Below are 25006 nucleotides of genomic sequence, written 5' to 3' on the forward strand. Positions count from 1 at the left end.
CCGACAGGGGGCAATGTGGCGAACGGGATAGGCCGGGCAGGCGGGCTCGCTAAGCTCGCGCGCACCTTCACACCATCGCGGACGTCCTTCATGCCACTGCGTCACCGACGCCTCGCCGCCTGGCTCCTCGCCGGGCTGGCCGGTCTCTTCGCGGCGGGTTGCGCCACCAGCGACAGTTGCGACGCGAGCCTGGCCGCATCCCCGCAGTTCGGCACCGATTGCCGCTTCCGCAACCCGCCCAACCCGCAGGCCCAACCATCGCAGAGCGGCTGGAAGATCTGGTCGCGTTTCTTCACGGCCGACAAGACCGGCACGGTGCCGGTCGACCCGATCCCCGTGCGACAGCTCGACCGCGCAGCGCTCGATGCGCTCGACAACGGCGCCAACCACGTGGTGCGGCTGGGCCACTCGTCGCACCTGCTCAAGCTGCGTGGCAAGTACTGGCTGATCGACCCGGTGTTCAGCGAGCGCGCGTCACCCGTGCAATGGGCCGGGCCGAAGCGCTTCCATGCACCGCCGCTCACGCTGGCCGACCTGCCACCGATCGAAGGCCTGATCCTGTCGCACGACCACTACGACCACCTCGACCTCGCCGCCATCGACGCGCTGCGGGAGCGGGTGCAGCGCTACTTCGTGCCGCTGGGCGTCGGTGCGCGGCTGCGCGATGCCAAGGTCGCGCCGGGGCGCATCCAGGAGTTCGACTGGTGGCAGCAGGGCCGGCAAGGCGACGTGCAGGTCACGGCCACGCCGTCGCAGCATTTCTCGGGCCGCACGCTGTGGGACCGCGACAGCACGCTGTGGGCGTCGTGGGTGATCGAGAGCGGCGGCGAGCGCATCTTCTACAGTGGCGACTCCGGCTACTTCCCCGGCTTCGCGCAGATCGGCCAACGCTTCGGCGGCTTCGACCTCGCGCTGATGGAGAACGGTGCCTACGACACCTACTGGCCGTCGGTGCACATGACGCCGGAAGAAACGGTGAAGGCCTTCCAGGACCTGCGCGGCAAGCTGCTGTACCTGGTGCACAACAGCACCTTCGACCTCGCCTTCCACACCTGGCAAGACCCGCTCGACCGCGTCGCCGCGATCACCGAGCGCGAGAAAATCCCGCTGGCCACGCCGGAGATCGGCGAGGTGCTGACGATCGGCCAAGCGCGTGCGAATGCGCTGTGGTGGAAGGGGTTGCGCTGAGGATCAATCGATCCTGATGTTCCGCGCACGCACGAGGGTGTTCACACGCCCCATTTCTTCACGCACGAATTTGCCGAAGGCCTCCGGCGTCGTGCCCGCAGGGTTCAACCCGAGCTGCAGCAGCTTCTTGCGGACCTCGGCGTCCGCGACGGCGTCCTGCACGGCCTTGCCGAAGCGCTGCACGATGTCGGCCGGCGTGCCCTTGGGCAGGAAGACGCCGTTCCACTCGACCACGTTGTAGCCCGGCAAGCCGGACTCGTCGAGCGTGGGCGTCTCGGGCAGGCTGGGCACGCGCTGGCGCGAGCTCACGGCGAGCGCACGCAGCTTGCCGCCCTTGACATAGCCGATCGTCGAGGCGACGTTGCCGAAGTAGGCCGACACCTGCTCGCCCATCACGTCGGTCAGCGCCGGTGCGCCGCCCTTATACGGCACGTGCAGGAGGTTGAGCTTGGCCTGCTCGTTCAGGGCCTCGCCCGCCAGGTGCGAACCGGTGCCGCCGCCGGCCGAAGCGAAAGTCAGCTTGCCGGGGTTCTTGCGGGCATAGTCAATGAACTCCGCGACGGTCTTGTAGGGCGCGGTGACCGGCACGACGAGGATCTGCGGCGCCGTGGCCACCAGCGAGACCGGGATGAAGTCCTTGGTCGCATCGAAGGGCAGCTTGCGCAGCGACGGGTTCACCGAGAAGGCCGACGCGTCGTAGAGCACGGTATAGCCGTCGGCCGCCGCCTTCGCGACGTTGTCGGCACCGATCACGCCGCCGGCACCGGGCCGGTTGTCGATGACGATCTGCTGGCCGAGCGCGGTGCTCATCTGCTGCGCCACGATGCGCGCCGTGTTGTCGGCCCCGCCGCCGGCCGCATAGGGCACGACCATGCGGATCGGCTTCTCGGGCCAGGCGGCCCAGCCGAGCAGCGGCGCGCAGGCGGCCAGGACGGCGATCGATTTCAGGATGCGTTGCTTCATTCGGATGTCTCTTGGTGGATGGTCAAAGAAAGTCATAGAGCCGGGCCGGGTTCTCGACGAGCACGCGATGCCGTGTCGCGTCGTCGGGCACCCAGTCACCTAGCAGGTCGAAGAGCTGCGCGTCGTCGGGCACCTGGTGGCGTTCGGTGGGGTGCGGCCAGTCGCTGCCCCAGACCAGGCGCTCGGGGGCCCGTCGCACCCACGTCTGCGCGAGGGCCGTGGTGTCGGCATAGCGGCCTTCGGCGCCGAGCGTCGAATCGAGGTAGGCACCGGACAGCTTGATCCAGGTGCGGCCCCTGTCGAGCAGCCGGCACACGAGGCCGAAGGCGGGATGCGCTTGCGGAGCCGGTTGCGGCAAGCGTGCGAGATGGTCGAGCACGACGGTGCCCGGCAGCCGTTCCAGCAAGGCGGCGTGCTCGACCAGCTGCGCCGCACTCCAGTGCAATTGCACATGCCAGCCCAGGGCGTGCACACGGTGCGCCAGCGGCTCGACCATGGCGAAATCCGTCGTCGCATGGGTGGGCGTGTAGAGCGTGAAACGGATGCCGCGGATCCCGCCGGCATGCAGACGCTCGAGTTCGGCGTCGCTCACGTCGGGCCGCACGACGGCCACGCCGCGTGTGTGCGCAGCGCCGAGCGCACGGATGGCCGCCAGTGTCACGCTGTTGTCGGTGCCGTGCACGCGCGGCTGCACCACCACCGTGCGCTGGGTGCCTGTGCGTCGCTGGAGCAACCGGTAGTCGTCGGCGGTCGCGTCGTCGATCAGGGTGTCGGGTGCGCCCTGGACCCCGAAACGCCGGTCATAGACATGCATGTGCGAATCGCATGCGAATTCGGGTGCGACCCGAGTGGGCTTGTGCGTGCCCGCACTGTGCGGAACGACCTGCGCGAGGTGCATGGCTCAGTCGTCGGTCTCGGCTGCACCGTTGCGCGCGGCCAGCACGGTGTGTGTGTGCTGGCCCAGGGTCGGCGCGGCAAAAGGCGTCGGGCCCGGTGTCCGGCCGAACTGCACTGGCCGGGTGAAGCCGCGGTAGGAGCCGAGCGTGGGGTGCGCGAACTCCGCCACCATGTCCTCGGCCAGCACCTGCTCGTTGTCGAACATGTCCTCGACCGTCCGCGCAGCGGCGCAGGGCACCTCTTCCCCGAAGATCGCTTCCCACTCCAGGGCGCTGCGCCCCGCCAGCGCGGCATGGAGCTTCGGGACGATCTCGGTGAAGTGCTGCGCACGCTTGCGCACCGAGTCATAGCGCTCGTTCGCAGCGAGTTCGGGCAACCCGACCTTCGTGCACAGCGCCTGCCAGAAGTGCGGCGTGTTGGCCGAGATGTAGAGGTAGCCCTCGCGCGTCGGATGCAGGCCGGTGATGCCGCCGGAGCGCATGTCGCGCCCCACCTCCTTCGGCTCGCCTTCGGCCCACACCATGCGGGCCGACTGCATCGTCAGGGCCGAGCGCAGCAGGGACACGCCGACATACTGGCCTTCGCCGCTCTTTTCGCGCTCGTACAGCGCGGATGCCACGCCGGCCGCCACCAGCGCGGCGGCGTAGTAGTCGACCACCGAACCATAGAGGATCTCCGGTGGCCCGCCGCGCTTGCCCTGTAACGCGCACATGCCGGTCATGGTCTGCAGAACCTGGTCGTAGCCCGCCTTCTCGCGCAGCGGTCCGGTCTCGCCGTAGCCGGTGACGGCGCAGTAGATGAGGCGCGGGTTGACCGGCCTCAGTTGCTCGTAGGCGATGCCCAGCCGCGGCGGCACGCTGGGGCGGAAGTTGTGCACCAGCACGTCGGCCGTACGCACCAGGTCCCGCAACGCGGCGAGGTCGTCCGCCTTCTTCAGGTCGAGCACCACGCCCAGCTTGCTGCGGTTCACGCCGACGAAAGCGCGGCTCTCCGCTTCGAGCGTCGAGGGGTACTTGCGCAGGTTGTCGCCGGTCGGGGGCTCGATCTTGATGACCTCCGCGCCCTGGTCCGCAAGCAACGAACAACCGTAGGGGCCGGCGATGTAGGCGCTCAGGTCGAGCACCCGCAGGCCGCTCAGCGGGCCGGTGGGCCCGCTGCGTGGTGGCAGGCCCACGCCCTCGTGGTTCGCGTCGGTGCTCATGGCGATTCTCTTTCTCAGTCGGCGGTGATGTTCTGCTGCTTGGCCAGCCGCTTCCAGCGCTCGACGTCCTCGGCGATGACGGTGCCGAACTGTGCGGGCGACATCGGCGTGGCAATGGCGCCTTCGCGCAGGAAGTTGCCGGCGACAGCGGGCTTGGCGAGGATCTGGTTGACCGCGGCATTGAGCTTGGCGACCACGTCGGGCGGCGTGCCGGCCGGCGCCAGCAGGCCCCACCAGAGTTCGAATTCGTAGCCCGGCACGGCGACAGCCATCGGCGTGAGGTCGGGTGCGATCGGGCTGGGCTTCAGGCTCGTGATGCCGATGGCGCGCAGCTTGCCCGCACGCACCATCGGGAGCAGCGACGGCCCGCTGGAGATGAGCAACTGCGTCTGGTTGCCGACCAGGTCGGTCACCGCCGGGCCCATGCCCTTGTACGGGATATGCGCGATCTGCAGGTCGCCCACCTTGGCCTTGAGCAGTTCGGTGCCGAACTGGTTGACGCTGCCCGACCCGGACGACGCGTAGTTGTACTGGCCCGGCTTGGCCTTGATGGCCGCGATCAATTCGGCGGGTGTCTTCGCGGGAAAGTCGTTGTTGACGGCGACGATGAACGGGCCCTTCGCGAACATGGCCACCGGCGCGAGGCCCTTCACCGGGTCGAAGGGCAACTTGGACTGCACCGCCGCGTTGGTCGTCATGCTCGACGACACGGCCACCAGCGTGTAGCCATCGGCGGCCGCGCGCGCCACCTGCGCCGTGCCGGTGTTGCCGCTCGCGCCCGGACGGTTGTCGATGATCACCGGCTGTTTCAGGCTCTCGCCCAGTTCCTTGGCGACCTGGCGCGCAAAGGTGTCGTTCGATCCGCCGGCCGGGTACGGCACGACGATCGTGACGGGCTTCGAGGGGTAGGCGTCCTGCGCCAGGGCGGCGCTGCCGAACAGGCAGGTGCTCACGACGGCAGCCGCCATCAAGGCGTGGCGTGGAAGGCGAAAGGGTGTGTGCATCGGTGTTGTCTCCTGGTTTTGGTAGTCATGGCATCTGCGCTCGTACGCGGCGAGCCCGGCCTCTTCAGTCGTTCAGCAGCCCGAGGCTTCGCGCGCTCTCGACAATGGCGCGCGCCCGGATCACGAAGGGGACATCGATCATTCGGCCGTCCACCACGTAGGCGCCCAGGCCCCGCGCATCGGCCTCGCGGGTCGCCTCGACCACCTTGCGGGCATGGGCGATCTCTTCGTCGGTCGGTCGGAAGACCTCGTTGGCGACGGCGACCTGGCTGGGATGGATGCAGGTCTTGCCGAGAAAGCCGAGATGGCGCGCCAGCATCGCCTCGGCGCGGTAGCCCGCGGCGTCGGCAATGTCGGCGAAGGCACTGTCGTAGGCGTACACCCCGGCCTCGCCGGCGGCGATGCGCACGGCGAACATCGCCTGCTGGATCGCGGCCGGTTCGCGTCGGGCGATGCCCAGGGGCTCGAACAGGTCCCCCAGGCCCAGTTGCAGGCCCTTGACGCGCGGATGGGCCAGCGCGAGTTCCGACGCCAGGCGCAGCGCCGAGGGTGTCTCGATGTTCAGCAGCATGCCGATGGGCGAGCGCACGCCGTTGGCCAGCTCCGCGCGCTCCAGGGCGTCGATCGCCGCGCACACGTGCGCCGCGCTCGCCGGCTTCGGCAGATTGATCAGGTGCACGCCGGGCTGGGCCACCGCCGCCATGTCCCGCTCGAAGTGCGGCGTGTCCATCGCGTTGACGCGAACGATCAGCGTCTTGCCGCTGGCGGCCGCTTCACCGCCCTGCAACAGCTGCCGGACGATGTCGCGGGCTTCGTCCTTGCGCGGCTCGGACACGGCGTCCTCGAGGTCGATGCAGATGCCATCGGCGGCACTGCCCAGGGCCTTGGCGAACAACTCGGGCCGTGTGCCCGGAACGAACAGCTTGCTTCTCATGCAGGCAGTCTCTGCCGTTCATGAGAAAAGAAAAACACATGCCTTCTATGATCAGAGGATAGAAAATGTATCTTCATGGAAACCGCCTACCTGCACAGCTTTCTTCTGGTGGTGGACTCCGGCTCCATGTCGGAGGCCGCCCGGCGGCTCGACCTGACCCCCGCCGCCGTGGCGCAGCAGATCCGCGCGCTGGAGCGTGAACTGCACGTACCGCTGCTGGCCCGCGCCGGCCGGACGGTGCAGCCGACCGAGGCGGGGCACCAGCTCGTGCAGCGGGCGCGCAACCTGCTGCGCGAGGTCAGCGACCTCAAGGCGGTGCTGGGCAGCGAGGCAGCCGGCGGCGAACTGCTCGTCGGCACGATCAACACCGCCTTGCACGGCATGCTGCCGGACATCCTCGCGGCCTTCGTGAAGACGAATCCCGGCGTCAAGGTGTTCCTGCAGTCGGGCACGACCGCCCTGCTCTACAAGGCCGTCCAGCAAGGCGAGCTCGATGCGGCGGTGTGCCTCTATCCACCGTTCGCCCTGGCCAAGACCTTCGACTGGATGCCGCTGCGCGAGGAGCCGCTGGTCCTGCTGGCGTCGAGCCGGCTGGCGCGGCGCGACCCGCACGAGCTCCTGCGCACATCGCCGCTGATCCGCTACGACCGCAGTCTGGGCGGTGGCAAGCAGGCCGATCGCTACCTGCGCGCCGCGGGCATCGTGCCGCAGGAACGTTTCGAACTCAGCTCGTTGCTGGCGATCGCCATGATGGTCGACCGCGGCCTGGGCGTGTCGGTGGTCCCGGACATCGCGTCACCCCTGCTCGACCGTCAGCACGTCGCGAAGATTCCGCTGCCCCTGCCCTCCGAGCCCAGGCGGTTCGGCATCCTGTGGCAGCGCGCGTCGCCGCGCCTTCGCCTGATCCAGAGCCTGGTCCAGAGCGCAGCCGGCCTTCGCGTGGTGTGAAACGGGCCGGGCGGGCCACGCGTCTAATGCGCCTGCGCTCCGCCTGCCCGTGCAATCGGCCTCTTGCCCGCCACGCCGCGTCCGGCCTCCCAACGCAGCACCGCACGCGCGACCGCATAGAGCACCACGAACACGGCGCCGAGGATGAGCAGGTCTGCGCCGTAGGGCAGCGCGGCGTAGCCGCCGCCCGTGAGCGACACCACGACGAACACGGCCACCAGATGCGCGCAGAAGACCGGCAACGAGGCCGAGCCCATGTCCTCCAGCCAGCGCGGACGCGGCAGTCGCGCGAGCAGCGGCGGGCCGAAGCGGATCGCGACGATGCCCAGGGCCGCGAGGTTGAGCAAGCGCAAGGGCCCGAGGTGCCACTTGTCGAACAGCAGGTTGAGCCCCGCATCATCGCCGAACGGGGCCTGCCCGGTCGGGCCGAAGTGCCGCCACGCGAAACAGGCCACAGCGATCGCCACGGCCGCGCCGAGGACCCACCGCGGGAAGACGAAGGGTTGCGCGTCCGGTGCGCTGCGGCTCGCCCCCATCCACATGCCGAAGAACCAGAGGAACTGCCACGAGAAGGTGTCGAAGGAGCCGGTCTCGTCGTAGGGCACCGGGATGTGCAGGGCCGTGCTGGTCACCTCGTACATCCAGTGCGTGGTGCCGAACTGCGACATCGCCCACAGCGTCGCGCTGACGGCGATCGGCCACGACCAGCCGTGACGCATCGCGAAGGCGATCACCCACGGGCTCATCAGCATGAAAAGGATGTACATCGGCAGGATGTCGAGGAAGGCCGGCTGGTAGACCAGCAACAGCGAGAACAGCAGGCCCTCGTGGGGGTTGGCGAGGTAGTACTTGATCATCTCCTTGACCGCGGGCTGGTCGAGCTTCAGCCCGAGCGCCACGATGACGGTGAAGACGAAGAGCAGCAGCGCCGCCTGGCTGAAGTAGATCTTGAGCGCGCGTTGCCAGAAGCCGCTGCGCATGGTGTCGACGCCGCGCGTGTAGCCGATGCGGCCATAGACCAGGCCCGACACGAAGGCCGACATCAACACGAAGCCCTCGGCGGCCGACACGAAGCCGAAGGGCTGGCCGACCGGGTCGGTCAGGCGCGACGGCACATGCGTGATCGTCATCAGCACCAGCATCAGACCGCGCGCGGCGTCGAGTTCCCAGAGTCGTTTCATGGCGTGCCGTGGACCGGGTGGGTGAGAACGAATCGCGCGGCGGCGTCGTCCGATGGTCCATGGTGCCGATGAAAGACCGGCGCCGGGGGTTCCGGCCGCTGCCGACCCTGCCGGTGCGATGCGTATTCGGGCGTCGGCCGTGTCTCACAGCGGCCGGGCCCGCAGGCGTTGTTCAGCCCTCGTCGGGCCGCATCGGGATGTCGCCGAGCGCCTCGTCGTTGCGCACGTCGCGCGCCGCCTTCATGAGCCCGATCGACAGACCGTCGCCGTGCCCCGCAAAGCCCTTCGCGATGCCCTCGAGCGCGGTCGACAGCGGCAGGTCGCCGTCGTCCGCGGCATCCATGGCGATGTTCAGCACGCGTGCGGCCATCTGGCGATAGGTCACGACGCCCGCTTTCTCGAGCACCGCCACCAGGTCCAGGTACAGCGCCAGGTTGAGGTCGAAAGCCAGCTTGGCGGTCACGTCGAGGTTGTCGTCATCGTTGTTCATGGGTGCTCCTGCTGACACCCATTATTGCCAAGGCCCGCCGAGCGATGCGTCAGAAAGTTGCGACACCTGCAGCGCATCCGCTCATTTGCGCGCGCTGCGTTCGCGCGCCCGCCGCACCTGCCGGCTCTGGGTGGCGAACTCGGCCGCACGTTGCTTGATCTGCTTCTTCTCGGCGCGCCCCTTGCGCAGGTGGCGACCGAGAAAGTAGCTGCCGATGCCGGTGGCCACGGCGATCACCAGGCCGATGGTGCTGAAGTCGATGTTGCCCATGGTGTGTGTCGCTCCGTCACTGCACCCGCGTGATCTGCGCCGGCTTGAAGCCCAGGTCGGCGGCCTTGCCCTTGCGGCCGCGCGCCGCCTTGGCATTGTTGAGCGAACGGATCTCGAGCGTCTCGTCGCGTTCCTTGCCGCCACGGCCGATGCCTTCGATCTTCACGCTGCGCGTATAGGCCGCGGCACCCGCCAGCGTGTCCTTGGCTTCCAGGTCGATCAGCGTGAGCCCGCGGCCGCCCTTGGGCAGCGCCTTGAGTTCGGTGATGTCGAAGGTCAGGATGCGGCCGCCGGTCGATGCGCAGGCCACGTGCGTCGCGGCCGGCATCGGCTCGGCGCCGCTCGCGCCGCCGACCAGCGACGGACGGCAGAGCTGCTCGCCCTCGCCCACGTCGATGAAGGCCTTGCCGCCGCGCTGGCGCGACATCATGTTCTCGACCGAAGCGATGAATCCATAGCCGCCGCTGTTCGACAGCAGCAGCTGCGCGCCCACCGGGCCCGCAAAGTAGTGCGCCAGCTGCGTGCCGCTGTCGAGCTCGATGAGCGTGGTGACCGGCTGGCCGTCGCCGCGGCCGCCTGGCAGCGACGCGACCGGCACGGTGTAGACGCGCACCGTCTTGTCCTTGGCGGTGCCGAAGACCAGCAGCGTGTCGACGCTGCGGCATTCGAAGGCGCCGTAGAGTGTGTCGCCGGACTTGAAGCTGTACTCGGCCGGCGCGCCGTTCGCCGCCTTCTCGCTGGCCCAGCCCTTCTGCGTGCGGACCCAGCCCTTCTGCGACACGATGACGGTCACCGGTTCGTCGACCACCTTCACTTCGGCCACGGCGCGCTTCTCGGCCTGGATCAGCGTGCGGCGTGCGTCTTCGAAGGTCTTGGCATCGGCCTCGATTTCCTTGACCAGCAGGCGGCGCAGCGCGGCCGGGCTGCCGAGGATGTCTTCCAGCTTCTTCTGCTCTTCGCGCAGGCCCTTGAGTTCCTGCTCGATCTTGATGGCTTCCAGCCGCGCCAGTTGGCGCAGGCGGATCTCGAGGATGTCTTCGGCCTGGCGTTCGCTCAGGTTGAAGCGCGCGATGAGCGCGGCCTTCGGGTCGTCGGCCGCGCGGATGATCGCGATCACCTCGTCGATGTTCAGCAGCACCAGCTGCCGGCCTTCGAGGATGTGGATGCGGTCGAGCACCTTGCCCAGGCGGTGCTTCGAGCGCTTCTCGACGGTGACCTCGCGGAAGGCGATCCACTCGTTGAGCATCTGCCGCATCGACTTCTGCACCGGCTTGCCGTCGATGCCGACCATCGTGAGGTTGATCGACGACGAGCTCTCCAGCGAGGTCTGCGCCAGCAGCGTGGTGATGAATTCTTCCTGGCTGATGCGCGAGGTCTTGGGCTCGAACACCAGGCGCACCGCGGCGTCCTTGCTCGACTCGTCGCGCACCACGTCGAGCACCGACAGGATGGCGGCCTTGACCTGCACCTGCTCGGTCGACAGCGCCTTCTTGCCGGCCTTGATCTTCGGGTTGGTCAGCTCTTCGATCTCTTCGAGCACCTTCTGCGTGCTGACGCCCGGCGGCAGCTCGTTGACCACCAGCTGCCACTGGCCTCGCGCCAGGTCCTCGATCTTCCAGCGCGCGCGCACCTTGAGCGAGCCGCGGCCGGTGCGGTAGGCGTCGGCGATGTCGCTCGCACTGCTGATGATCTGCGCGCCGCCGGGGTAGTCGGGGCCGGGCACGATCTGCAGCAGCTCTTCGTCGCTCAGCTTGCCGTTCGACTTGATGAGCGCGACGCAGGCGTCGGCGATCTCGCGCAGGTTGTGGCTCGGGATTTCCGTGGCCAGGCCGACCGCGATGCCGCTCGCGCCGTTGAGCAGCACGAAGGGCAGGCGCGCGGGCAAGAGGCGCGGCTCCTCGGTGCTGCCGTCGTAGTTGGGAATGAAGTCGACCGTGCCTTCGTCGATCTCGTCGAGCAGCAGGCTCGTGATGCGTGCGAGGCGTGCTTCCGTGTACCGCATGGCCGCAGCGCCGTCGCCGTCGCGGCTGCCGAAGTTGCCCTGGCCGTCGACCAGCGGGTAGCGCTGCGAGAAATCCTGCGCCATGCGCACCAGTGCGTCGTACGCGGCCTGGTCGCTGTGCGGGTGGAAGCGGCCGAGCACATCGCCGACCACGCGCGCGCTCTTCACCGGCTTGGCACCGACCGTGCCGTTGGTGCCGCCGAAGCCCAGGCCCATGCGCGACATCGAATAGAGGATGCGGCGCTGCACCGGCTTCTGGCCGTCGCTCACGTCGGGCAGCGCGCGGCCCTTGACCACGCTGAGCGCGTATTCGAGGTAGGCGGTCTGCGCGTAGTCGGCCAGCGTCAGCGCGTTGGGGTCTTCGGGGTTCGGGAGGTCGAGCGTGGGTTGGTCGTCCATGTCTTGTTGGCTTTTCTGACTCTGTCTGTCGTGTCTATTCGGTGGCCGGCGGGGCCGTGTCGATGCCTTCGGCCGCGGCGCGCGGCGCGGCGATTTCCATGCGCACCCGGCCCGGCGCCTGGCCGTGGCCGGTGGTCATGCCAGGCTTGAGATACGCGTAGAGCTGCAGCACGGTCTTCACGTAGTTCTGCGTCTCGCGGTAGTTCGGGATCTTGTTGCCGGCGCGCTGCACCGCCCCCTCGCCAGCGTTGTAAGCGGCCAGCGCCAGCTCGATCTGGCCTTCGAACAGCTCGATCAGGTGGTCCAGGTAGCGGGCGCCCGCGGTGATGTTGATGCGCGGGTCGAACAGCTTGGCCTCTTGCGTCTTGCGCTTGTCGCCGCGCACGCCGTAGCGCTCGGCCGTGCCGGGCATCAGCTGCATCAGGCCGAGCGCGCCCTTGGGCGACACGGCCTGCGCGTCGAAGCCCGACTCGGTGGCGACCAGCGCCTGCAACAGCTCGTAGTCGATCGAATGCGTGCGCGCTGCGTCGCGCAGCGCGGCCTTGGCAACCTTGTAATTGGGCGAGGCCTCGAACAGCGCCAGCAGCGTCTGGGCGGCCGGCGTCACGCTGCCGCCGTCGGCGCCTTTCGGTGCCCGCGCGATGCCCAGCGGCGCGATGCCGTCGGCCGTGTCGAACTGCTGCCCGCCCTTGAAGAAGAGCTGGTAACGCGCATCGAGCTTCTCAGCAGCGAAGTGCGCCACGCCCTGCGCGTCGACATAGCCGTAGATGTCGGCGGCATGCGCGAACACCGGCGCGGCGATCAGCACGAGGCTCGCCAGCAGGGTTCGGAAGCGGGATGCGGACATCAAGGATTCGTTCGGTCGGTGGATTCGTCGATGAGCGCCGTCAGACATCGATCTCGATGTCATCGGCCCGGATTTCCATGAGTTCGCGTCGCGCGGCGGCCTCGCCCTTGCCCATCAGCTTGGTGATCTCGCCTTCGGTTTCGCCGAAGGCCAGCCGGCCGAGGCCGACCTGCAGCAGACGGCGCGTGTCCGGATTGAGCGTGGTTTCCCACAATTGTTCCGCACTCATTTCGCCCAGGCCCTTGAAGCGGCTGATGCTCCAGGCGCCTTCCTTGACGCCATCCTTGCGCAGCTTGTCGAGCGTGGCGACCAGTTCGCCCTCGTCCAGCGCATACACCTTGGACGCTGGCTTCTTGCCGCGCGCCGGTGCGTCGATGCGGAACAGCGGCGGCTTGGCGACGTAGACGTGGCCGGTCTCAATCAGCTTCGGGAAGTGGCGGAAGAACAGCGTGAGCAGCAGGACCTGGATGTGCGAGCCATCGACGTCGGCATCGGACAGGATGCAGACCTTGCCGTAGCGCAACCCGCTCATGTCGGGCGTGTCGTTGGGGCCGTGCGGGTCGACGCCGATGGCCACCGAGATGTCGTGGATCTCGGTGTTGGCGAAGAGCCGGTCGCGCTCCACCTCCCAGGTGTTGAGCACCTTGCCGCGCAGCGGCAGCACCGCCTGCGACTCCTTGTCGCGGCCCATCTTGGCGCTGCCGCCGGCGGAATCGCCCTCGACCAGGAAGACCTCGTTGTGGCTGATGTCCTTGCTTTCGCAGTCGGTCAGCTTGCCCGGCAGCACGGCCACGCCCGAGCCCTTGCGCTTCTCGACCTTCTGGCCGGCCTTCTGCCGGGTCTGCGCGGCCTTGATCGCGAGTTCGGCCAGCTTCTTGCCGTAGTCGACGTGCTGGTTGAGCCACAGCTCCAGCGCCGGGCGCACGAAGCTCGACACCAGGCGCACCGCGTCGCGCGAATTCAGGCGTTCCTTGATCTGGCCCTGGAACTGCGGGTCGAGCACCTTGGCGCTCAGCACGTACGAGGCACGCGCAAACACGTCTTCGGGCAGCAGCTTCACGCCCTTGGGCAGCAGCGAGTGGAACTCGATGAAGCTCTTGACCGCCGTGAACAGGCCGTCGCGCAGACCGCTCTCGTGCGTGCCGCCGGCGCTGGTCGGGATCAGGTTGACGTAGCTCTCGCGCACCGGCTGGCCGTCTTCGGTGAAGGCCACGCACCAGTCGGCGCCCTCGCCTTCGGCGAAGTTGTCGGCGTTCTTGTCGGCATGGCCGGCGCCTTCGAACAGCGGGATGACCGGCTCGCCGTTGAGCGTCTGCATCAGGTAGTCGCGCAGGCCGCCCTTGTAGAGCCAGGTCTGGGTGTCGCCGCTCTTCTCGTTGACCAGCGTGACGCTCACGCCCGGCATCAGCACGGCCTTGCTGCGCAAGAGGTGCGTCAACTCGTGCATCGGCAGCGTCGCCACCTCGAAGTACTTGGCGTCGGGCCAGGCGCGCACCGTGGTGCCCTGCTTGCGGTCGCCGCCGGTCTGCGGTCGGATCTGCAGCGGCTCGATCACGTCGCCGGCCGAGAAGGCCAGCTGGGCCACCGAACCCTCACGGTGCGACACGACCTCCAGCCGCTTCGACAGCGCATTGGTCACCGACACGCCCACGCCGTGCAGGCCGCCCGAGAAGCTGTAGGCGCCGCCCGAGCCCTTGTCGAACTTGCCGCCGGCATGCAGCCGGGTGAACACGAGTTCGACGACGGGCGCCTTTTCTTCGGGGTGCAGGCCAAAGGGAATGCCGCGGCCGTCGTCCTCGATGCCGACCGAACCGTCGGTGTGCAGCGTGACCTTGATCTTCTTGCCATAGCCCGCCAACGCTTCGTCGGCCGCGTTGTCGAGCACTTCCTGGATGATGTGCAGGGGGTTGTCGGTCCGGGTGTACATGCCCGGACGCTGCTTGACCGGCTCGAGGCCCTTGAGGACGCGGATCGAGCCTTCGGAGTATTCGGGGAGAGTCTTGGGGGAAGTCGCCATGGGGGCGGATTGTAGTGAGCAACGCGCCGGGGGACTGGATGCTCATACAGTACCCTGCCGATCGATGCGCCCACCGCATCGCGAACCGGACGAAATATCAAGAATGCCAGTCGCCCGGGTAACGGCGCTGTCAAGGCCGATTGGCTACAGTCGGCAGATGTCCTCGACCACCCCGGCCCAACCGCTGTCGCTCAAGCAGGTCCTGATCTGCGGCGCCATGATCGTCACCCTGTCCATGGGCATCCGGCACGGTTTCGGCCTGTGGCTGCAGCCGATCACCCAGGAGCAGGGCTGGACGCGCCAGACCTTCTCGCTGGCCATCGCCATCCAGAACCTCTCCTGGGGCGTGATGGGCGTGTTCGCCGGCATGCTGGCCGACAAGCTCGGCGCCTTCCGCGTGCTGCTGATCGGCGCGGCCTGCTATGCGCTGGGGCTGGCCGGCATGGCGCTGTCGCCGACGCCGCTGCTCTTCGCCCTCACGGCCGGCGTGCTGATCGGCGCGGCGCAGGCGGGCACAACCTATGCCGTGATCTACGGCGTGATCGGGCGGCAGATCCCCGTGGAGCGGCGCTCGTGGGCGATGGGCGTGGCGGCGGCCGCCGGCTCCTTCGGCCAGTTCCTGATGGTGCCGATCGAGGGCCAGCTGATCGCCCGCCTGGGCTGGCACACCGCGCTGCTGGCGCTCGCCGCGGTGGTGCTGCTGATCGTGCCGCTGGCCTTCGGGCTGCGCGAGCCAGCGCGCGTGGCCATGCTCGGCGCCCGGCGCGAGCAGAGCATCGTCCAGGCGGTGATCGAGGCCTTCAGGTACCCCAGCTTCGGCCTGCTGATGGCCGGCTATTTCGTCTGCGGCTTCCAGGTGGTCTTCATCGGCGTGCACATGCCCAGCTACCTCAAGGACAAGGGCCTGTCGCCCGAAGTGGCCAGCTACGCGCTGGCGCTGATCGGCCTGTTCAACGTGTTCGGCTCGTACGCGGCCGGCACGCTCGGGCAACGGCTGTCCAAGCGGAAGATCCTGGCGTCCATCTACTTCGGGCGCGCCATCGCCATCTCGCTGTTCCTGATCGTGCCGCTCTCGCCGCTGTCGGTCTACGTCTTCGCGGCGGTGATCGGCTTCCTCTGGCTGTCGACCGTGCCGGCGACCAATGCGCTGATCGCGCAGATCTTCGGCGTGGCCCACCTGTCGATGCTCAGCGGCTTCGTCTTCCTGGGCCACCAGGTCGGCTCGTTCCTGGGCGTGTGGCTCGGGGGCTTCCTGTACGACCGCACCGGCAGCTACGACATCGTCTGGTACATCGCCATCGCGCTGGGCGTGATGGCGGCGCTGGTCAACCTGCCGGTGAAGGAGGGCGCGATCGCCCGGCCGGCGCCTCAACCTCAATCGGCCTGACCGCCTGACACATGCACGCCCCCACCCGCCACCGCTGGATGCAGGCCGCTGCCGTCGCCGCCGGGCTGGCAGTGCTCGCGGGCGTGTTCATGCTCTACACCCAGCCGGCCTTCATGGTCACGCTGATCGACCAGCTCTGGAGCTGCTTCTGAGCCCCGAACCGCACGGCGCGCTGCAGGCGCCCTCGCCCTGGATCGTGCGCTGGTCTCACCTGGTGCCGCCCGCCGGCGCGGTGCTCGACGTGGCCTGCGGCGCGGGACGGCACATGCGCTGGTTTGCCGACCGCGGCCATCCGACCACCGGCGTCGACCGTTCGGAAGACGCGGTGCAGGCCGCCTCGCGCCATGGGCGCGTGCTGCAGGCCGACATCGAAAGCGGCCCCTGGCCCTTCGACGGGCGGCGCTTCGCGGCCGTCGTCGTCACGAACTACCTCTGGCGCCCTCGCCTGCCCGACACCGTGGCGGCGGTGGCACCGGGCGGGGTGCTGCTCTACGAAACCTTCGCCGCCGGCAACGAGACGGTCGGCAAGCCTTCGCGCGCCGACTTCCTGCTGCAGCCCGGCGAACTGCTGGCCGCCTGCACCGGGCTGCGGGTGGTGGCCTACGAAGACGGCTTCCTGCCGTCGCCGGACCGCTTCGTGCAGCGCATCGCCGCGGTTCGACCGCCCACGACGCTCGGTGCTTTCCCGGAACGGCACCCCCTCGGCGACCCCGCGCCGGGTCAGTAGAATGCGTCCTTTCGTCCCAACCGACAAAGAGACCCCCCTTGGAGCAACTCACAGGCAGCATCGTCGCGCTCGCAACGCCGATGCATGAAGACGGCAGCGTCGACTACCCCGCGCTGCGCCGGCTGATCGACTGGCACATCGACGAGGGCACCGACTGCCTGGGCGTGGTCGGTACCACCGGCGAATCCCCCACGGTCGACGTCGAGGAGCACTGCGAAATCATCCGCGTGTCGGTCGAGCAGGCCAAGGGCCGTGTGCCCGTCATGGCCGGCTGCGGCGCTAATTCGACCAAGGAAGCGATCGAGCTGGCCAAGTTCGCCAAGGGCGTCGGTGCCGACTCGCAACTGCAGGTCGTGCCCTACTACAACAAGCCCACGCAGGAAGGCCAGTACCAGCACTTCAAGGCCATCGCCGAAGCGGTGGGCGACCTGCCCGTCGTGCTGTACAACGTGCCCGGCCGCACCGTGGCCGATATGGCGCACGACACCGTGCTGCGCCTGGCGCAGGTGCCGGGCATCATCGGCATCAAGGAAGCGACCGGCAACATCGAGCGGGCCCAGTGGCTGATCCGCGACCTGCCCAAGCACTTCGCTGTGTATTCCGGGGACGACCCCACCGCCGTCGCGCTCATGCTGTGCGGCGGCCAGGGCAACATCAGCGTCACGGCCAACGTGGCGCCGCGCAAGATGCACGAGCTGTGCGTGGCGGCCCTGGCAGGCGACGTCGCTACGGCCATGCGCATCCAGTTCGAACTGATGCCGCTGCACCGCAACCTGTTCATCGAACCCAACCCCATTCCGCTGAAGTGGGCGATGGCGCGCATGGGCCTGTGCGGCGGCGCGCTGCGCCTGCCCCTGACCGAACTCGGCGAAGCCAGCCGGCCGGCCGTCGAAGCCGCCCTGCGCGCCACCGGACTGCTCAAGGACTGAGCGGTCCGCCGAGCCCACCGCATCTCACACGCAACCTTTTGCGCACGGCCGACTCCGACAGGGCGGCCGATGCGGCCTCGATTGATCGAACCATTCCACCAAGGAAGACGACGTTGAAGAATTTTTCGCGATTCGCACTGCTGGCCCTGGTCGCCAGCCTGACTGCCTGCTCGGTCCTCGAGGGCGACAAGATCGACTACAAGAGCGCCGGCAAGGCCCCGACGTTGGAGGTCCCGCCGGACCTGAGCCAGCTGTCGCGTGAAAACCGCTACGCCGTGCCCGGCGGTGCCGTGTCGGCCAACAGCTACCAGGCCGGCAAGGCCGATGCGCCGAGCATCCCGACGGCCGTCGCGACGCTGGGCGACGTGCGCATGGAACGCGCCGGCAACACCCGCTGGATCGTGGTCAACCGCCCGGCCGAGCAGCTGTGGGAGCCCGTGCGCGACTTCTGGCAGGAGAACGGCTTCCTGCTGACCACTGAGCAGCGCAACCTGGGCATCATGGAGACCGACTGGGCCGAGAACCGCGCCAAGCTGCCGCAGGACATCATCCGCGGCACGCTGGGCAAGCTGATCGACTCGGTCTACTCCACCAGCGAGCTCGACCGCTTCCGCACCCGCATCGAGCGCACGCCCAACGGCACCGAGATCTACGTCAGCCACCGCGGCATGGAAGAGGTTTACACCAACAACGCGACCAAGGACCAGACGGTCTGGCAGCCGCGCGCGAGCAACCCCGAACTCGAGACCGAGTTCCTGCGTCGCCTGATGGTCAAGCTGGGCGTCTCGCAGGAGCAGTCGAAGGCGCTGACCGCCAGCGCGGCCAACGTGAGCACCGTGAGCAAGGTCGCCACCGTCGACGGCCGCCCGGTGGTGCAGATCCCCGAAGGCTTCGACCGCGCCTGGCGCCGGGTCGGCCTCGCGCTCGACCGCACCGGTTTCACCGTGGAAGACCGCGACCGCAGCGCCGGCACCTACTTCGTGCGCTACGTGACGCCCAATCCCGACAAGAAGGAACCGGGCCTGTTCGCCAAGATGCTGAGCTTCGGCAAGGCTGCCAAGGACGAGAGCCCGCTGAAGTACCGCATCTTGGTCAAGAGCCAGGGCGAGGCCAGCACGGTCTCGGTGCTCAACGAAGCCGGCGTGCCCGATACCACGGACAACGCACAGCGTATCGTCAAGGTCATCGCCGACGACCTGAAGTAAGGGCTGCCCGCGTGCTGCGCTTTCGCAGTCTGGGCAGCGGCAGCACGGGCAACGCCACGCTGGTCGAAGCGACCAGCGGCGGCCGCACCTCGCGGCTGCTGGTCGATTGCGGCTTCACCCTGCGTCACCTGGATGCCCGCCTGGCCCGCGTCGGGCTGGCGGCGAGCGACATCGACGCGGTCTTCATCACGCACGAGCACGGCGACCACATCGGCTGCGCCCATGCGCTGTCGCGCCGCGAGCGCCTGCCGGTCTGGATGAGCGAAGGCACCTGGCTCGCGACCGGCGGCCGCGACTTCGAGGGCCGGTTGAACCTGGCCCGCGACAGCGTCGACTTTTCGGTCGGCGACCTGTCCGTCCACCCTTTCACCGTGCCGCACGACGCGCGCGAGCCCTTGCAGCTGCGCTGCACCGACGGCGCCCGCAGCCTCGGCGTGCTGACCGATCTCGGCCACGTCACGCCCTATGTGCTCGCGCAGCTGGCCGGCCTCGACGCCCTGCTGCTGGAGTGCAACCACGACAGCGACCTGCTCGCCGCCTCGGCCTACCCGGCCTTCCTGAAGCTGCGCGTCGGCGGCAACTACGGCCACCTGTCGAACACCGCCGCCGCCGACATCGCGCGTGCAGTCCACCACGGCGGCCTGCGCCACGTGCTGGCGGCGCACCTGAGCGAGCAGAACAACCGCCCGGAGATCGTGCGCCAGGTGCTGGCCGGCGCACTGGGCGCCAGCGAGCAGGACATGCTCACCGCCACGGCGGCCGACGGCTCGCCCTGGCTGGACGCCTGAGGCGTCGCCCTCTCAGAGGGCGCGTTGGCGCATCGCCTCGTACAGGCAGATGCCGCTGGCCACCGAGACGTTCAGGCTCTCGACCGCGCCCCGCATCGGGATGCTGATCAGCTCGTCGCAGCTCTTGCGCGTGAGCTGGCGCATGCCGTCGCCCTCGGCGCCGAGCACCAGCGCGAGCGGGCGCTTCAGGTCGCTCTGGTAGAGCGTGCCCGGCGCGTCGTCGCTGGTGCCGACGCACCAGATGCTGCGTTCCTTGAGCTCGCCCAGGGTGCGGGCCAGGTTCGTCACCATGAAGTACGGCACCGTCTCGGCCGCGCCGCTCGCCACCTTGGCGACCGTGGCGTTGATGCCGGCCGCGTGATCCTTCGGCGCGATGACCGCGTGGGCGCCGGCGCCGTCGGCCACGCGCAGGCAGGCGCCGAGGTTGTGCGGGTCGGTCACGCCGTCGAGCACCAGCAGCAGCGGCATGGTGCCTGCGGCCTCCAGGCCTTCGAGCAGTTCGTCGAGGGAGTGGGTCTGCGGGATCGGCTCCACGCGGGCGGCGACGCCCTGGTGGCCGTGGCTGCCGGCGAGCTTGGCGATGCGCAATGCATCGGCCTCGACCAGGCGCACGCCAGCGTCCTGCGCGCGGGCCTTGAACTGCTGCATGCGCGCGTCGCGGCGGCTCGCGTCGAAGAGCACCTCGATCACCGACTTCGGCGCGGTCTTGAGACGCACGCCCACGGCATGGAAGCCGAAGATCACTTTGGGAGAAGACATGCGGGGATTATCCCTGCGCGCTCAGGTCCTCTTTTCGTCGGCGCCGACGCGGCCGGCCTCGATCGTGATGCGCCGCTCGCACTGCGCGGCGATGGCGCGGTCGTGCGTGACCAGCACGAGCGTGGTGCCGAGCTCCCGGTTGAGGTCGAACATCAACTTCATCACCTGCTCGCCGGTCGCGAAGTCGAGGCTGCCGGTCGGCTCGTCGGCCAGCAGCAATTGCGGCTGCACGACGAAGGCACGCGCCAGCGCCACGCGCTGCTGCTCGCCGCCCGACATCACCTTCGGGTAGTGGTTCAGGCGCTGGCCGAGGCCGACGCGGCCCAGCATTTCGGTGGCGGCCTTGCGCGCGTCCTTGCGGTCGGCCAGTTCGAGCGGAAGCATCACGTTCTCCAGCGCCGTGAGGTTGGCCAGCAACTGGAAGCTCTGGAACACGAAGCCGACCTTCTGCGCGCGCAGCGCCGCGCGGTCGTCCTCGTCGATCGCGAAGAGGTCATCACCGCCAAGCTTCACCGTGCCGCGCGTCGGCGTGTCCAGGCCGGCGACGATCGACAGCAGCGTGCTCTTGCCCGAGCCCGAAGCCCCGACGATGGCTGCGGTCTCCCGCGCGCCCAGGGTGAAATGGATGTCCTGCAGAATGTCCAGCGTGCCTGCCGAATCGGTGACCGACTTGAAAACATGATCGACGGCAACAATTGCTTCGGAGGGGGTTGGGGACATTGAAAGGCTTTGCGTGGTGAATCGACGTGACTTTATCGTGATGGGCGCCGTGCTCGGCAGTACGGGGCTTTCCACTGGGGCCTTCGCGCAGGCGCCTGGCGCGAAGCCCGTCATCCTCGTGGTCGGCGATTCGCTCTCGGCCGAGTACGGGCTCAAGCGCGGCGAAGGCTGGGTGCCGCTGCTCGAGAAGCGGCTGGCCGACCAGAAGATCGCCGCGACGGTGGTCAACGCCAGCATCAGCGGCGACACCACCTCGGGCGGCCGTGCGCGGCTGGCTTCGTTGCTCAAGCAGCACCAGCCGACCCATGTGGTGCTCGAACTTGGCGGCAACGACGCGCTGCGCGGCCTGCCGATCCAGAACACCGAGGACAACCTGACCCAGATGACGAGGGCGGCGCAGGCCGCCGGTGCCAAGGTGCTGATCGTCGGCATGCAGGTGCCGCCGAACTACGGGGGTGACTACCTCAAGCGCTTCGAGGCGATCTTCCAGAAGGTGGCGACGACGACCAAGGCGGCCGTGGTGCCCTTCCTGCTGCGCGGCGTGGCCGATGGGCCGGACGCGGCGAATCTCTTCCAGCCCGATCGCATCCACCCGGTAGCCGCCGCGCAGCCGCGCATGCTGGACAACGTCTGGCCCGAGCTGAAGAAGCTGCTCGGGCGCTGACGGCCGCACGGCCATAGCGCACTGCCCTAGAAAAAAGCCGCCGCTGCATTCCTGCAGGGGCGGCTTTTTCAAGTCCTTGGAAGCACCGGCGATCAGCCGTTCTTGGTGGGCGTGTCGGGCACCGTGGGCGGATCGCGTTCCAGCGACGCGACGTCCGTCTCAGGGTCTCCGGGGGCCAGCCCCTCGCTGCTCGGATGGAGCTTGCGGTCGGCTTTTTCCCGCAGCTTCTCTTCCTTCTTTTTCTTCTTGGCCAGCTCTTTCTGGCGCTTCTCGTAGCCGTAGTTGGGTGTTGCCACTGCTTCTCCTTGAGCGAGGCAGTCCGGGTGACTGCGTGTAGGTTGACTGTAAGCGATAACCGCCGCGATTCAGAGCGCAGCCAGCGCCTGCGCCAGGTCGGCCAGAAGGTCTTCCACGGCCTCGAGCCCGACCGAAAAGCGCACCAGCGTGCCGCGGTGCGGCCAGCGCGCCACGCTCGCGTCGCGCATCAGGCCGATGTCGTAGGGCACCACGAGGCTGATGGGGCCGCCCCACGAATAGCCCAGCTTGAACAGGCGCAGCCCGTCGCAGAAGCGGTCGACCTCCTCGGCGCTGAAGCGCTCGTCGAACACCACCGAAAAGAGCCCCGCAGCGCGGTCGGTCGACCCGCACAGGCGCTGCCAGTTCGCATGGCCGGGCGAGCCCTCCAGCGCCGGATGCAGCACCTGCGCGATCTCGTCGCGGCCCCGCAGCCAGTGCGCGATCTCGCGTGCGCTGCGATCATGTGCCTCATAGCGCAACGCGATGCTCGGCAGCGCGCGCAGCAGCGTCTCGACATCCCCGACGCCCACGCCCCAACCCATGCGCATGTGCGTGAGCTTGAGCGCCTGGTGCAGCCGCGGCTCGCGCGTGATCACGCTGCCCATCAGCACATCGCCGCCGCCGCTGGGGTACTTGGTGAGCGCATGCACCGAGATGTCCACGCCCTGCCCGCTGCCGTCGAGGTCGAAGGGCGGGAAGGCCAGCCCGGCGCCCCAGGTGTTGTCGAGCGCGGTGACCACGCCATGTTCGCGGCAGACAGCCACCAGCGCCGGCAGGTCGGGGAATTCCATGGTGACGGAGCCTGCGGCTTCCAGCCACACGAGCTGGGTGCGATCCGACAGCTTGGCCGCCAGATCGTCCGGGTCCATCGCGTCGTAGAGCCGGTAGCTCACACCGAAGTTCGCCAGCTCGCCGGCGGCCAGCGCCTTGTTGGGGCCATAGGCGTTGTCGGGGATCAGCACCTCGCCGCCGGTCTTGAGCAGCGCGAAGGCCACGAGCGAGATGGCGGCCAGGCCACTGGGCACCAGCAGGCAATCGGTGCCACCCTCGAGCGTGGCCAGCCGTTCCTCGAGCGTGAAGGTGGTGGGCGTGCCGTGCAGGCCGTAGGTGTAGCCGGCCTTGGTCTTCCAGTCGCGCGCGCGCATGGCAGCCACGTCGGCGAAGAAGACCGTGGAGGCCTTGAAGACCCCGGGCTGCGGTGCGGCGAATTTCGCCGGCGGTTGGTAGGGGTGGTGGATCAGGTCGGTGATGGGGTCGGACATGCCGCCAATGCTAGAGCATCGACGGCAAGACCCCGATCAGACCGACCACTTCTGGATCAGCTTGTCCGGTCGCATGCTGTCGTAGCCCTCGAAGGGCTGGTGGATCCACGGATTCGTCGCCAGGAACTCGACCGAGTAGTCGGGCGTGAAGGTCGACAGCGCCTTGGTCCAGAGCACGGCGCTGCGCAGTTCGGTGATGGGCGAATACTGCGTGCGCAGCATGTCGACCACGGCATGCAGCGTGTGGCCCGAATCGGCCAGGTCGTCGACCAGCAGCACCTTGCCGGCGATCTCGCCCTTGGGCGTGGTGATGAAGCGCGCGATGTCGAGGTGGCCCTGCACCGTGCCGGCGTCGGCGCGGTAGGAGCTGGTCGACATGATCGCCAGCGGCTTGTCGAAGATGCGCGAGAGCACGTCGCCCGGACGCATGCCGCCGCGCGCGAGGCACAGGATCGTGTCGAACTCCCAGCCCGACTGGTGCACCTTGATCGCGAGCTTCTCGATCAGGTTGTGGTACTCGTCGTAGCTGACGTAGAGATGCTTGCCGTCTTCGGTCAACATGGGTCGTGGTTCCTGTTCAGTCGGCCAGATAGGGGTGGCGCATCATGATGGTGTGGTCGCGGTCGGGGCTGGTCGACACCATGTGGATCGGCACGCCGGTGACCTGCTCGATGCGCTGCAGGTAGAGCCGCGCGTTGACCGGCAGCTTGTCGTACTGCGTGACGCCCACGGTGCTTTCGCTCCAGCCTTCGAGCGTTTCGTAGACCGGCGTGCAGCGCGAGATCTCGTCGGCACCCATCGGCAGGATGTCGGTGTGCTCGCCGTCGAGTTCGTAGCCGGTGCACAGCTCCAGCTTCTCGAGGCCGTCGAGCACGTCGAGCTTGGTGATGCACAGGCCCGACAGGCCGTTGACCTGCGCCGAGCGCTTGAGCAATGCGGCATCGAACCAGCCGCACCGGCGGCTGCGGCCGGTGGTCACGCCCTTCTCGGCGCCCACGGTGCTCATGTGATAGCCCGGCGTGCCCGGCGTTTCCCAGTCGAGTTCGGTCGGAAACGGGCCACCGCCGACGCGCGTGCAGTAGGCCTTGGTGATCCCCAGGATGTAGTGCAGCATGCCCGGGCCGACGCCCGAACCGGCGGCCGCATTGCCGGCCACGCAGTTGCTGGAGGTCACGTACGGATAGGTGCCGTGGTCGACGTCGAGCAGCGTGCCTTGCGCGCCTTCGAACAGCAGGTTGGCACCGGCTTTGTGGGCGTCGTTGAGCTCGCGCGACACGTCGGCCATCATCGGCTTGAGCAGCTCGGCGTGGACCATGGCCTCGTCGTAGACCATGTCGTAATCGATCGCGGCGGCGCCCAACACCTGCGTGAGCACATGGTTGTGCAGGTCGAGCAGCACGCGCAGCTTGTCGGCGAATCGCTGCGGGTGCTTCAGGTCCTGCACGCGCAGCGCGCGGCGTGCGATCTTGTCCTCGTAGGCCGGGCCGATGCCGCGGCCGGTGGTGCCGATCTTCTCGCTGCCGCCCTTCTCGCGGTAGAGCTCGCGGGCGATGTCGAGTGCGGCATGGAAAGGCAGGATCAGCGGGCAGGCCTCGCTGATGCGCAGGCGCGAACGCACCTCCACGCCGGCCTTCTCCAGGCCTTCGATCTCCTCGAAGAGCTTGGCCGGCGACAGCACGACGCCATTGCCGATGTAGCACTTCACGCCCGGCCGCATGATGCCGCTGGGGATCAGGTGCAGCGCGGTCTTCACGCCGTTGATGACCAGCGTGTGGCCCGCGTTGTGGCCGCCCTGGAAGCGGACCACGCCTTGCGCGCTCTCCGTCAGCCAGTCGACCAGCTTGCCCTTGCCCTCGTCGCCCCATTGGGTGCCGACGACGACCACGTTTCTTCCGGTGGTAACGCTCATGATGGTTCGCTTCTCAAG

26 protein-coding genes are annotated in these 25006 nt (G+C 68.4%); 9 read left to right on the forward strand and 17 right to left on the reverse strand.

The genetic code is table 11. The features are described from left to right. The first annotated feature begins 90 nt into the window (after positions 1-90). Positions 91-1188, forward strand: a complete 1098-nt coding sequence (locus tag QTH86_RS08290) for an MBL fold metallo-hydrolase (RefSeq protein ID WP_286645148.1) — start codon at positions 91-93, stop codon at positions 1186-1188. Positions 1189-1191: 3 nt separating this feature from the next. Here QTH86_RS08290 and QTH86_RS08295 read toward each other — a convergent pair whose 3' ends face one another. The 5 genes from QTH86_RS08295 to QTH86_RS08315 form a co-directional block, all read right to left on the reverse strand. Next, complete coding sequence (locus tag QTH86_RS08295; protein ID WP_286645147.1) at positions 1192-2151, reverse strand: Bug family tripartite tricarboxylate transporter substrate binding protein; 960 nt, start codon at positions 2149-2151, stop codon at positions 1192-1194. A 22-nt stretch (positions 2152-2173) separates the two neighbouring features. Continuing rightward, the gene (locus QTH86_RS08300) at positions 2174-3049 is read right to left on the reverse strand and encodes an amidohydrolase family protein (RefSeq protein WP_444813628.1); all 876 of its coding nucleotides are present in this window, start codon (positions 3047-3049) and stop codon (positions 2174-2176) included. 3 nt (positions 3050-3052) lie between these two features. Further along, complete coding sequence (locus QTH86_RS08305; protein WP_286645145.1) at positions 3053-4249, reverse strand: CoA transferase; 1197 nt, start codon at positions 4247-4249, stop codon at positions 3053-3055. 14 nt (positions 4250-4263) lie between these two features. After that, positions 4264-5217, reverse strand: a complete 954-nt coding sequence (locus tag QTH86_RS08310; protein WP_286646737.1) for a tripartite tricarboxylate transporter substrate binding protein — start codon at positions 5215-5217, stop codon at positions 4264-4266. 100 nt (positions 5218-5317) lie between these two features. Next, the gene (locus tag QTH86_RS08315) at positions 5318-6187 is read right to left on the reverse strand and encodes an HpcH/HpaI aldolase/citrate lyase family protein (RefSeq protein ID WP_286645144.1); all 870 of its coding nucleotides are present in this window, start codon (positions 6185-6187) and stop codon (positions 5318-5320) included. Between the two features lie 75 nt (positions 6188-6262). Between QTH86_RS08315 and QTH86_RS08320 the strand changes: the two genes are divergently transcribed. After that, positions 6263-7135 (forward strand): LysR family transcriptional regulator, encoded by an 873-nt coding sequence (locus QTH86_RS08320; RefSeq protein ID WP_286645143.1) that lies wholly within the window; start codon positions 6263-6265, stop codon positions 7133-7135. A 23-nt stretch (positions 7136-7158) separates the two neighbouring features. Here QTH86_RS08320 and opgC read toward each other — a convergent pair whose 3' ends face one another. The 6 genes from opgC to QTH86_RS08350 all read right to left on the reverse strand — a co-directional run bounded on the left by opgC (position 7159) and on the right by QTH86_RS08350 (position 14341). After that, on the reverse strand, positions 7159-8316 hold the full coding sequence (opgC, locus tag QTH86_RS08325; protein ID WP_286645142.1) for an OpgC domain-containing protein: 1158 nt from the start codon (positions 8314-8316) through the stop codon (positions 7159-7161). A gap of 172 nt (positions 8317-8488) precedes the next feature. Further along, entirely contained in the window at positions 8489-8806 is a 318-nt protein-coding gene (locus tag QTH86_RS08330) for a hypothetical protein (protein ID WP_286645141.1), read from the reverse strand. Between the two features lie 81 nt (positions 8807-8887). Then, a complete protein-coding gene (locus tag QTH86_RS08335) occupies positions 8888-9076 on the reverse strand; it encodes a hypothetical protein (protein ID WP_286645140.1) in 189 nt (62 codons plus the stop codon). 16 nt (positions 9077-9092) lie between these two features. Continuing rightward, entirely contained in the window at positions 9093-11477 is a 2385-nt protein-coding gene (gene parC / locus QTH86_RS08340) for a DNA topoisomerase IV subunit A (protein ID WP_286645139.1), read from the reverse strand. 34 nt (positions 11478-11511) lie between these two features. Further along, positions 11512-12324, reverse strand: a complete 813-nt coding sequence (locus tag QTH86_RS08345; protein WP_286645138.1) for a lytic transglycosylase domain-containing protein — start codon at positions 12322-12324, stop codon at positions 11512-11514. Between the two features lie 40 nt (positions 12325-12364). Further along, entirely contained in the window at positions 12365-14341 is a 1977-nt protein-coding gene (locus tag QTH86_RS08350) for a DNA topoisomerase IV subunit B (protein WP_286645137.1), read from the reverse strand. Between the two features lie 157 nt (positions 14342-14498). Here QTH86_RS08350 and QTH86_RS08355 point away from each other — a divergent pair, with 157 nt between their 5' ends. From QTH86_RS08355 to QTH86_RS08380, 6 genes are all read left to right on the forward strand, one after another. After that, positions 14499-15728 (forward strand): MFS transporter, encoded by a 1230-nt coding sequence (locus QTH86_RS08355; RefSeq protein ID WP_286645136.1) that lies wholly within the window; start codon positions 14499-14501, stop codon positions 15726-15728. A gap of 11 nt (positions 15729-15739) precedes the next feature. Beyond that, positions 15740-15880, forward strand: coding sequence for a hypothetical protein (locus QTH86_RS08360; RefSeq protein ID WP_286646796.1), 141 nt, complete (start codon positions 15740-15742; stop codon positions 15878-15880). A 44-nt stretch (positions 15881-15924) separates the two neighbouring features. Next, complete coding sequence (locus tag QTH86_RS08365; protein ID WP_286649417.1) at positions 15925-16455, forward strand: class I SAM-dependent methyltransferase; 531 nt, start codon at positions 15925-15927, stop codon at positions 16453-16455. An 80-nt stretch (positions 16456-16535) separates the two neighbouring features. Continuing rightward, positions 16536-17384 carry a 4-hydroxy-tetrahydrodipicolinate synthase gene (dapA, locus tag QTH86_RS08370; RefSeq protein WP_286646735.1) on the forward strand — a complete coding sequence of 283 codons (849 nt, stop codon included), beginning with the start codon at positions 16536-16538 and terminating at the stop codon, positions 17382-17384. Between the two features lie 113 nt (positions 17385-17497). Next, entirely contained in the window at positions 17498-18589 is a 1092-nt protein-coding gene (bamC, locus tag QTH86_RS08375; protein WP_286645135.1) for an NlpB/DapX family lipoprotein, read from the forward strand. 11 nt (positions 18590-18600) lie between these two features. Continuing rightward, entirely contained in the window at positions 18601-19377 is a 777-nt protein-coding gene (locus QTH86_RS08380; protein ID WP_286645134.1) for an MBL fold metallo-hydrolase, read from the forward strand. A 12-nt stretch (positions 19378-19389) separates the two neighbouring features. Here QTH86_RS08380 and rlmB read toward each other — a convergent pair whose 3' ends face one another. Further along, on the reverse strand, positions 19390-20136 hold the full coding sequence (gene rlmB, locus QTH86_RS08385) for a 23S rRNA (guanosine(2251)-2'-O)-methyltransferase RlmB (protein WP_286645133.1): 747 nt from the start codon (positions 20134-20136) through the stop codon (positions 19390-19392). Positions 20137-20157: 21 nt separating this feature from the next. Next, on the reverse strand, positions 20158-20856 hold the full coding sequence (locus tag QTH86_RS08390; RefSeq protein WP_286645132.1) for an ABC transporter ATP-binding protein: 699 nt from the start codon (positions 20854-20856) through the stop codon (positions 20158-20160). 40 nt (positions 20857-20896) lie between these two features. On the opposite strand from QTH86_RS08390, the gene QTH86_RS08395 reads away from it, so the two are divergent. After that, positions 20897-21520 (forward strand): arylesterase, encoded by a 624-nt coding sequence (locus QTH86_RS08395; protein WP_286646734.1) that lies wholly within the window; start codon positions 20897-20899, stop codon positions 21518-21520. Positions 21521-21612: 92 nt separating this feature from the next. Here QTH86_RS08395 and QTH86_RS08400 read toward each other — a convergent pair whose 3' ends face one another. The 4 genes from QTH86_RS08400 to QTH86_RS08415 form a co-directional block, all read right to left on the reverse strand. Beyond that, positions 21613-21816 carry a hypothetical protein gene (locus QTH86_RS08400; protein ID WP_286645131.1) on the reverse strand — a complete coding sequence of 68 codons (204 nt, stop codon included), beginning with the start codon at positions 21814-21816 and terminating at the stop codon, positions 21613-21615. 69 nt (positions 21817-21885) lie between these two features. Next, positions 21886-23079, reverse strand: a complete 1194-nt coding sequence (locus QTH86_RS08405) for a PLP-dependent transferase (protein ID WP_286645130.1) — start codon at positions 23077-23079, stop codon at positions 21886-21888. Between the two features lie 36 nt (positions 23080-23115). Continuing rightward, complete coding sequence (locus QTH86_RS08410; protein WP_286645129.1) at positions 23116-23640, reverse strand: phosphoribosyltransferase; 525 nt, start codon at positions 23638-23640, stop codon at positions 23116-23118. A 16-nt stretch (positions 23641-23656) separates the two neighbouring features. After that, the gene (locus QTH86_RS08415; protein ID WP_286645128.1) at positions 23657-24988 is read right to left on the reverse strand and encodes an adenylosuccinate synthase; all 1332 of its coding nucleotides are present in this window, start codon (positions 24986-24988) and stop codon (positions 23657-23659) included. Positions 24989-25006: the final 18 nt, after the last annotated feature.

The sequence above is a fragment of the Variovorax sp. J2L1-78 genome (assembly GCF_030317205.1).
In the GTDB taxonomy this organism is placed as follows: Bacteria; Pseudomonadota; Gammaproteobacteria; order Burkholderiales; family Burkholderiaceae_C; genus Variovorax; species Variovorax arabinosiphilus.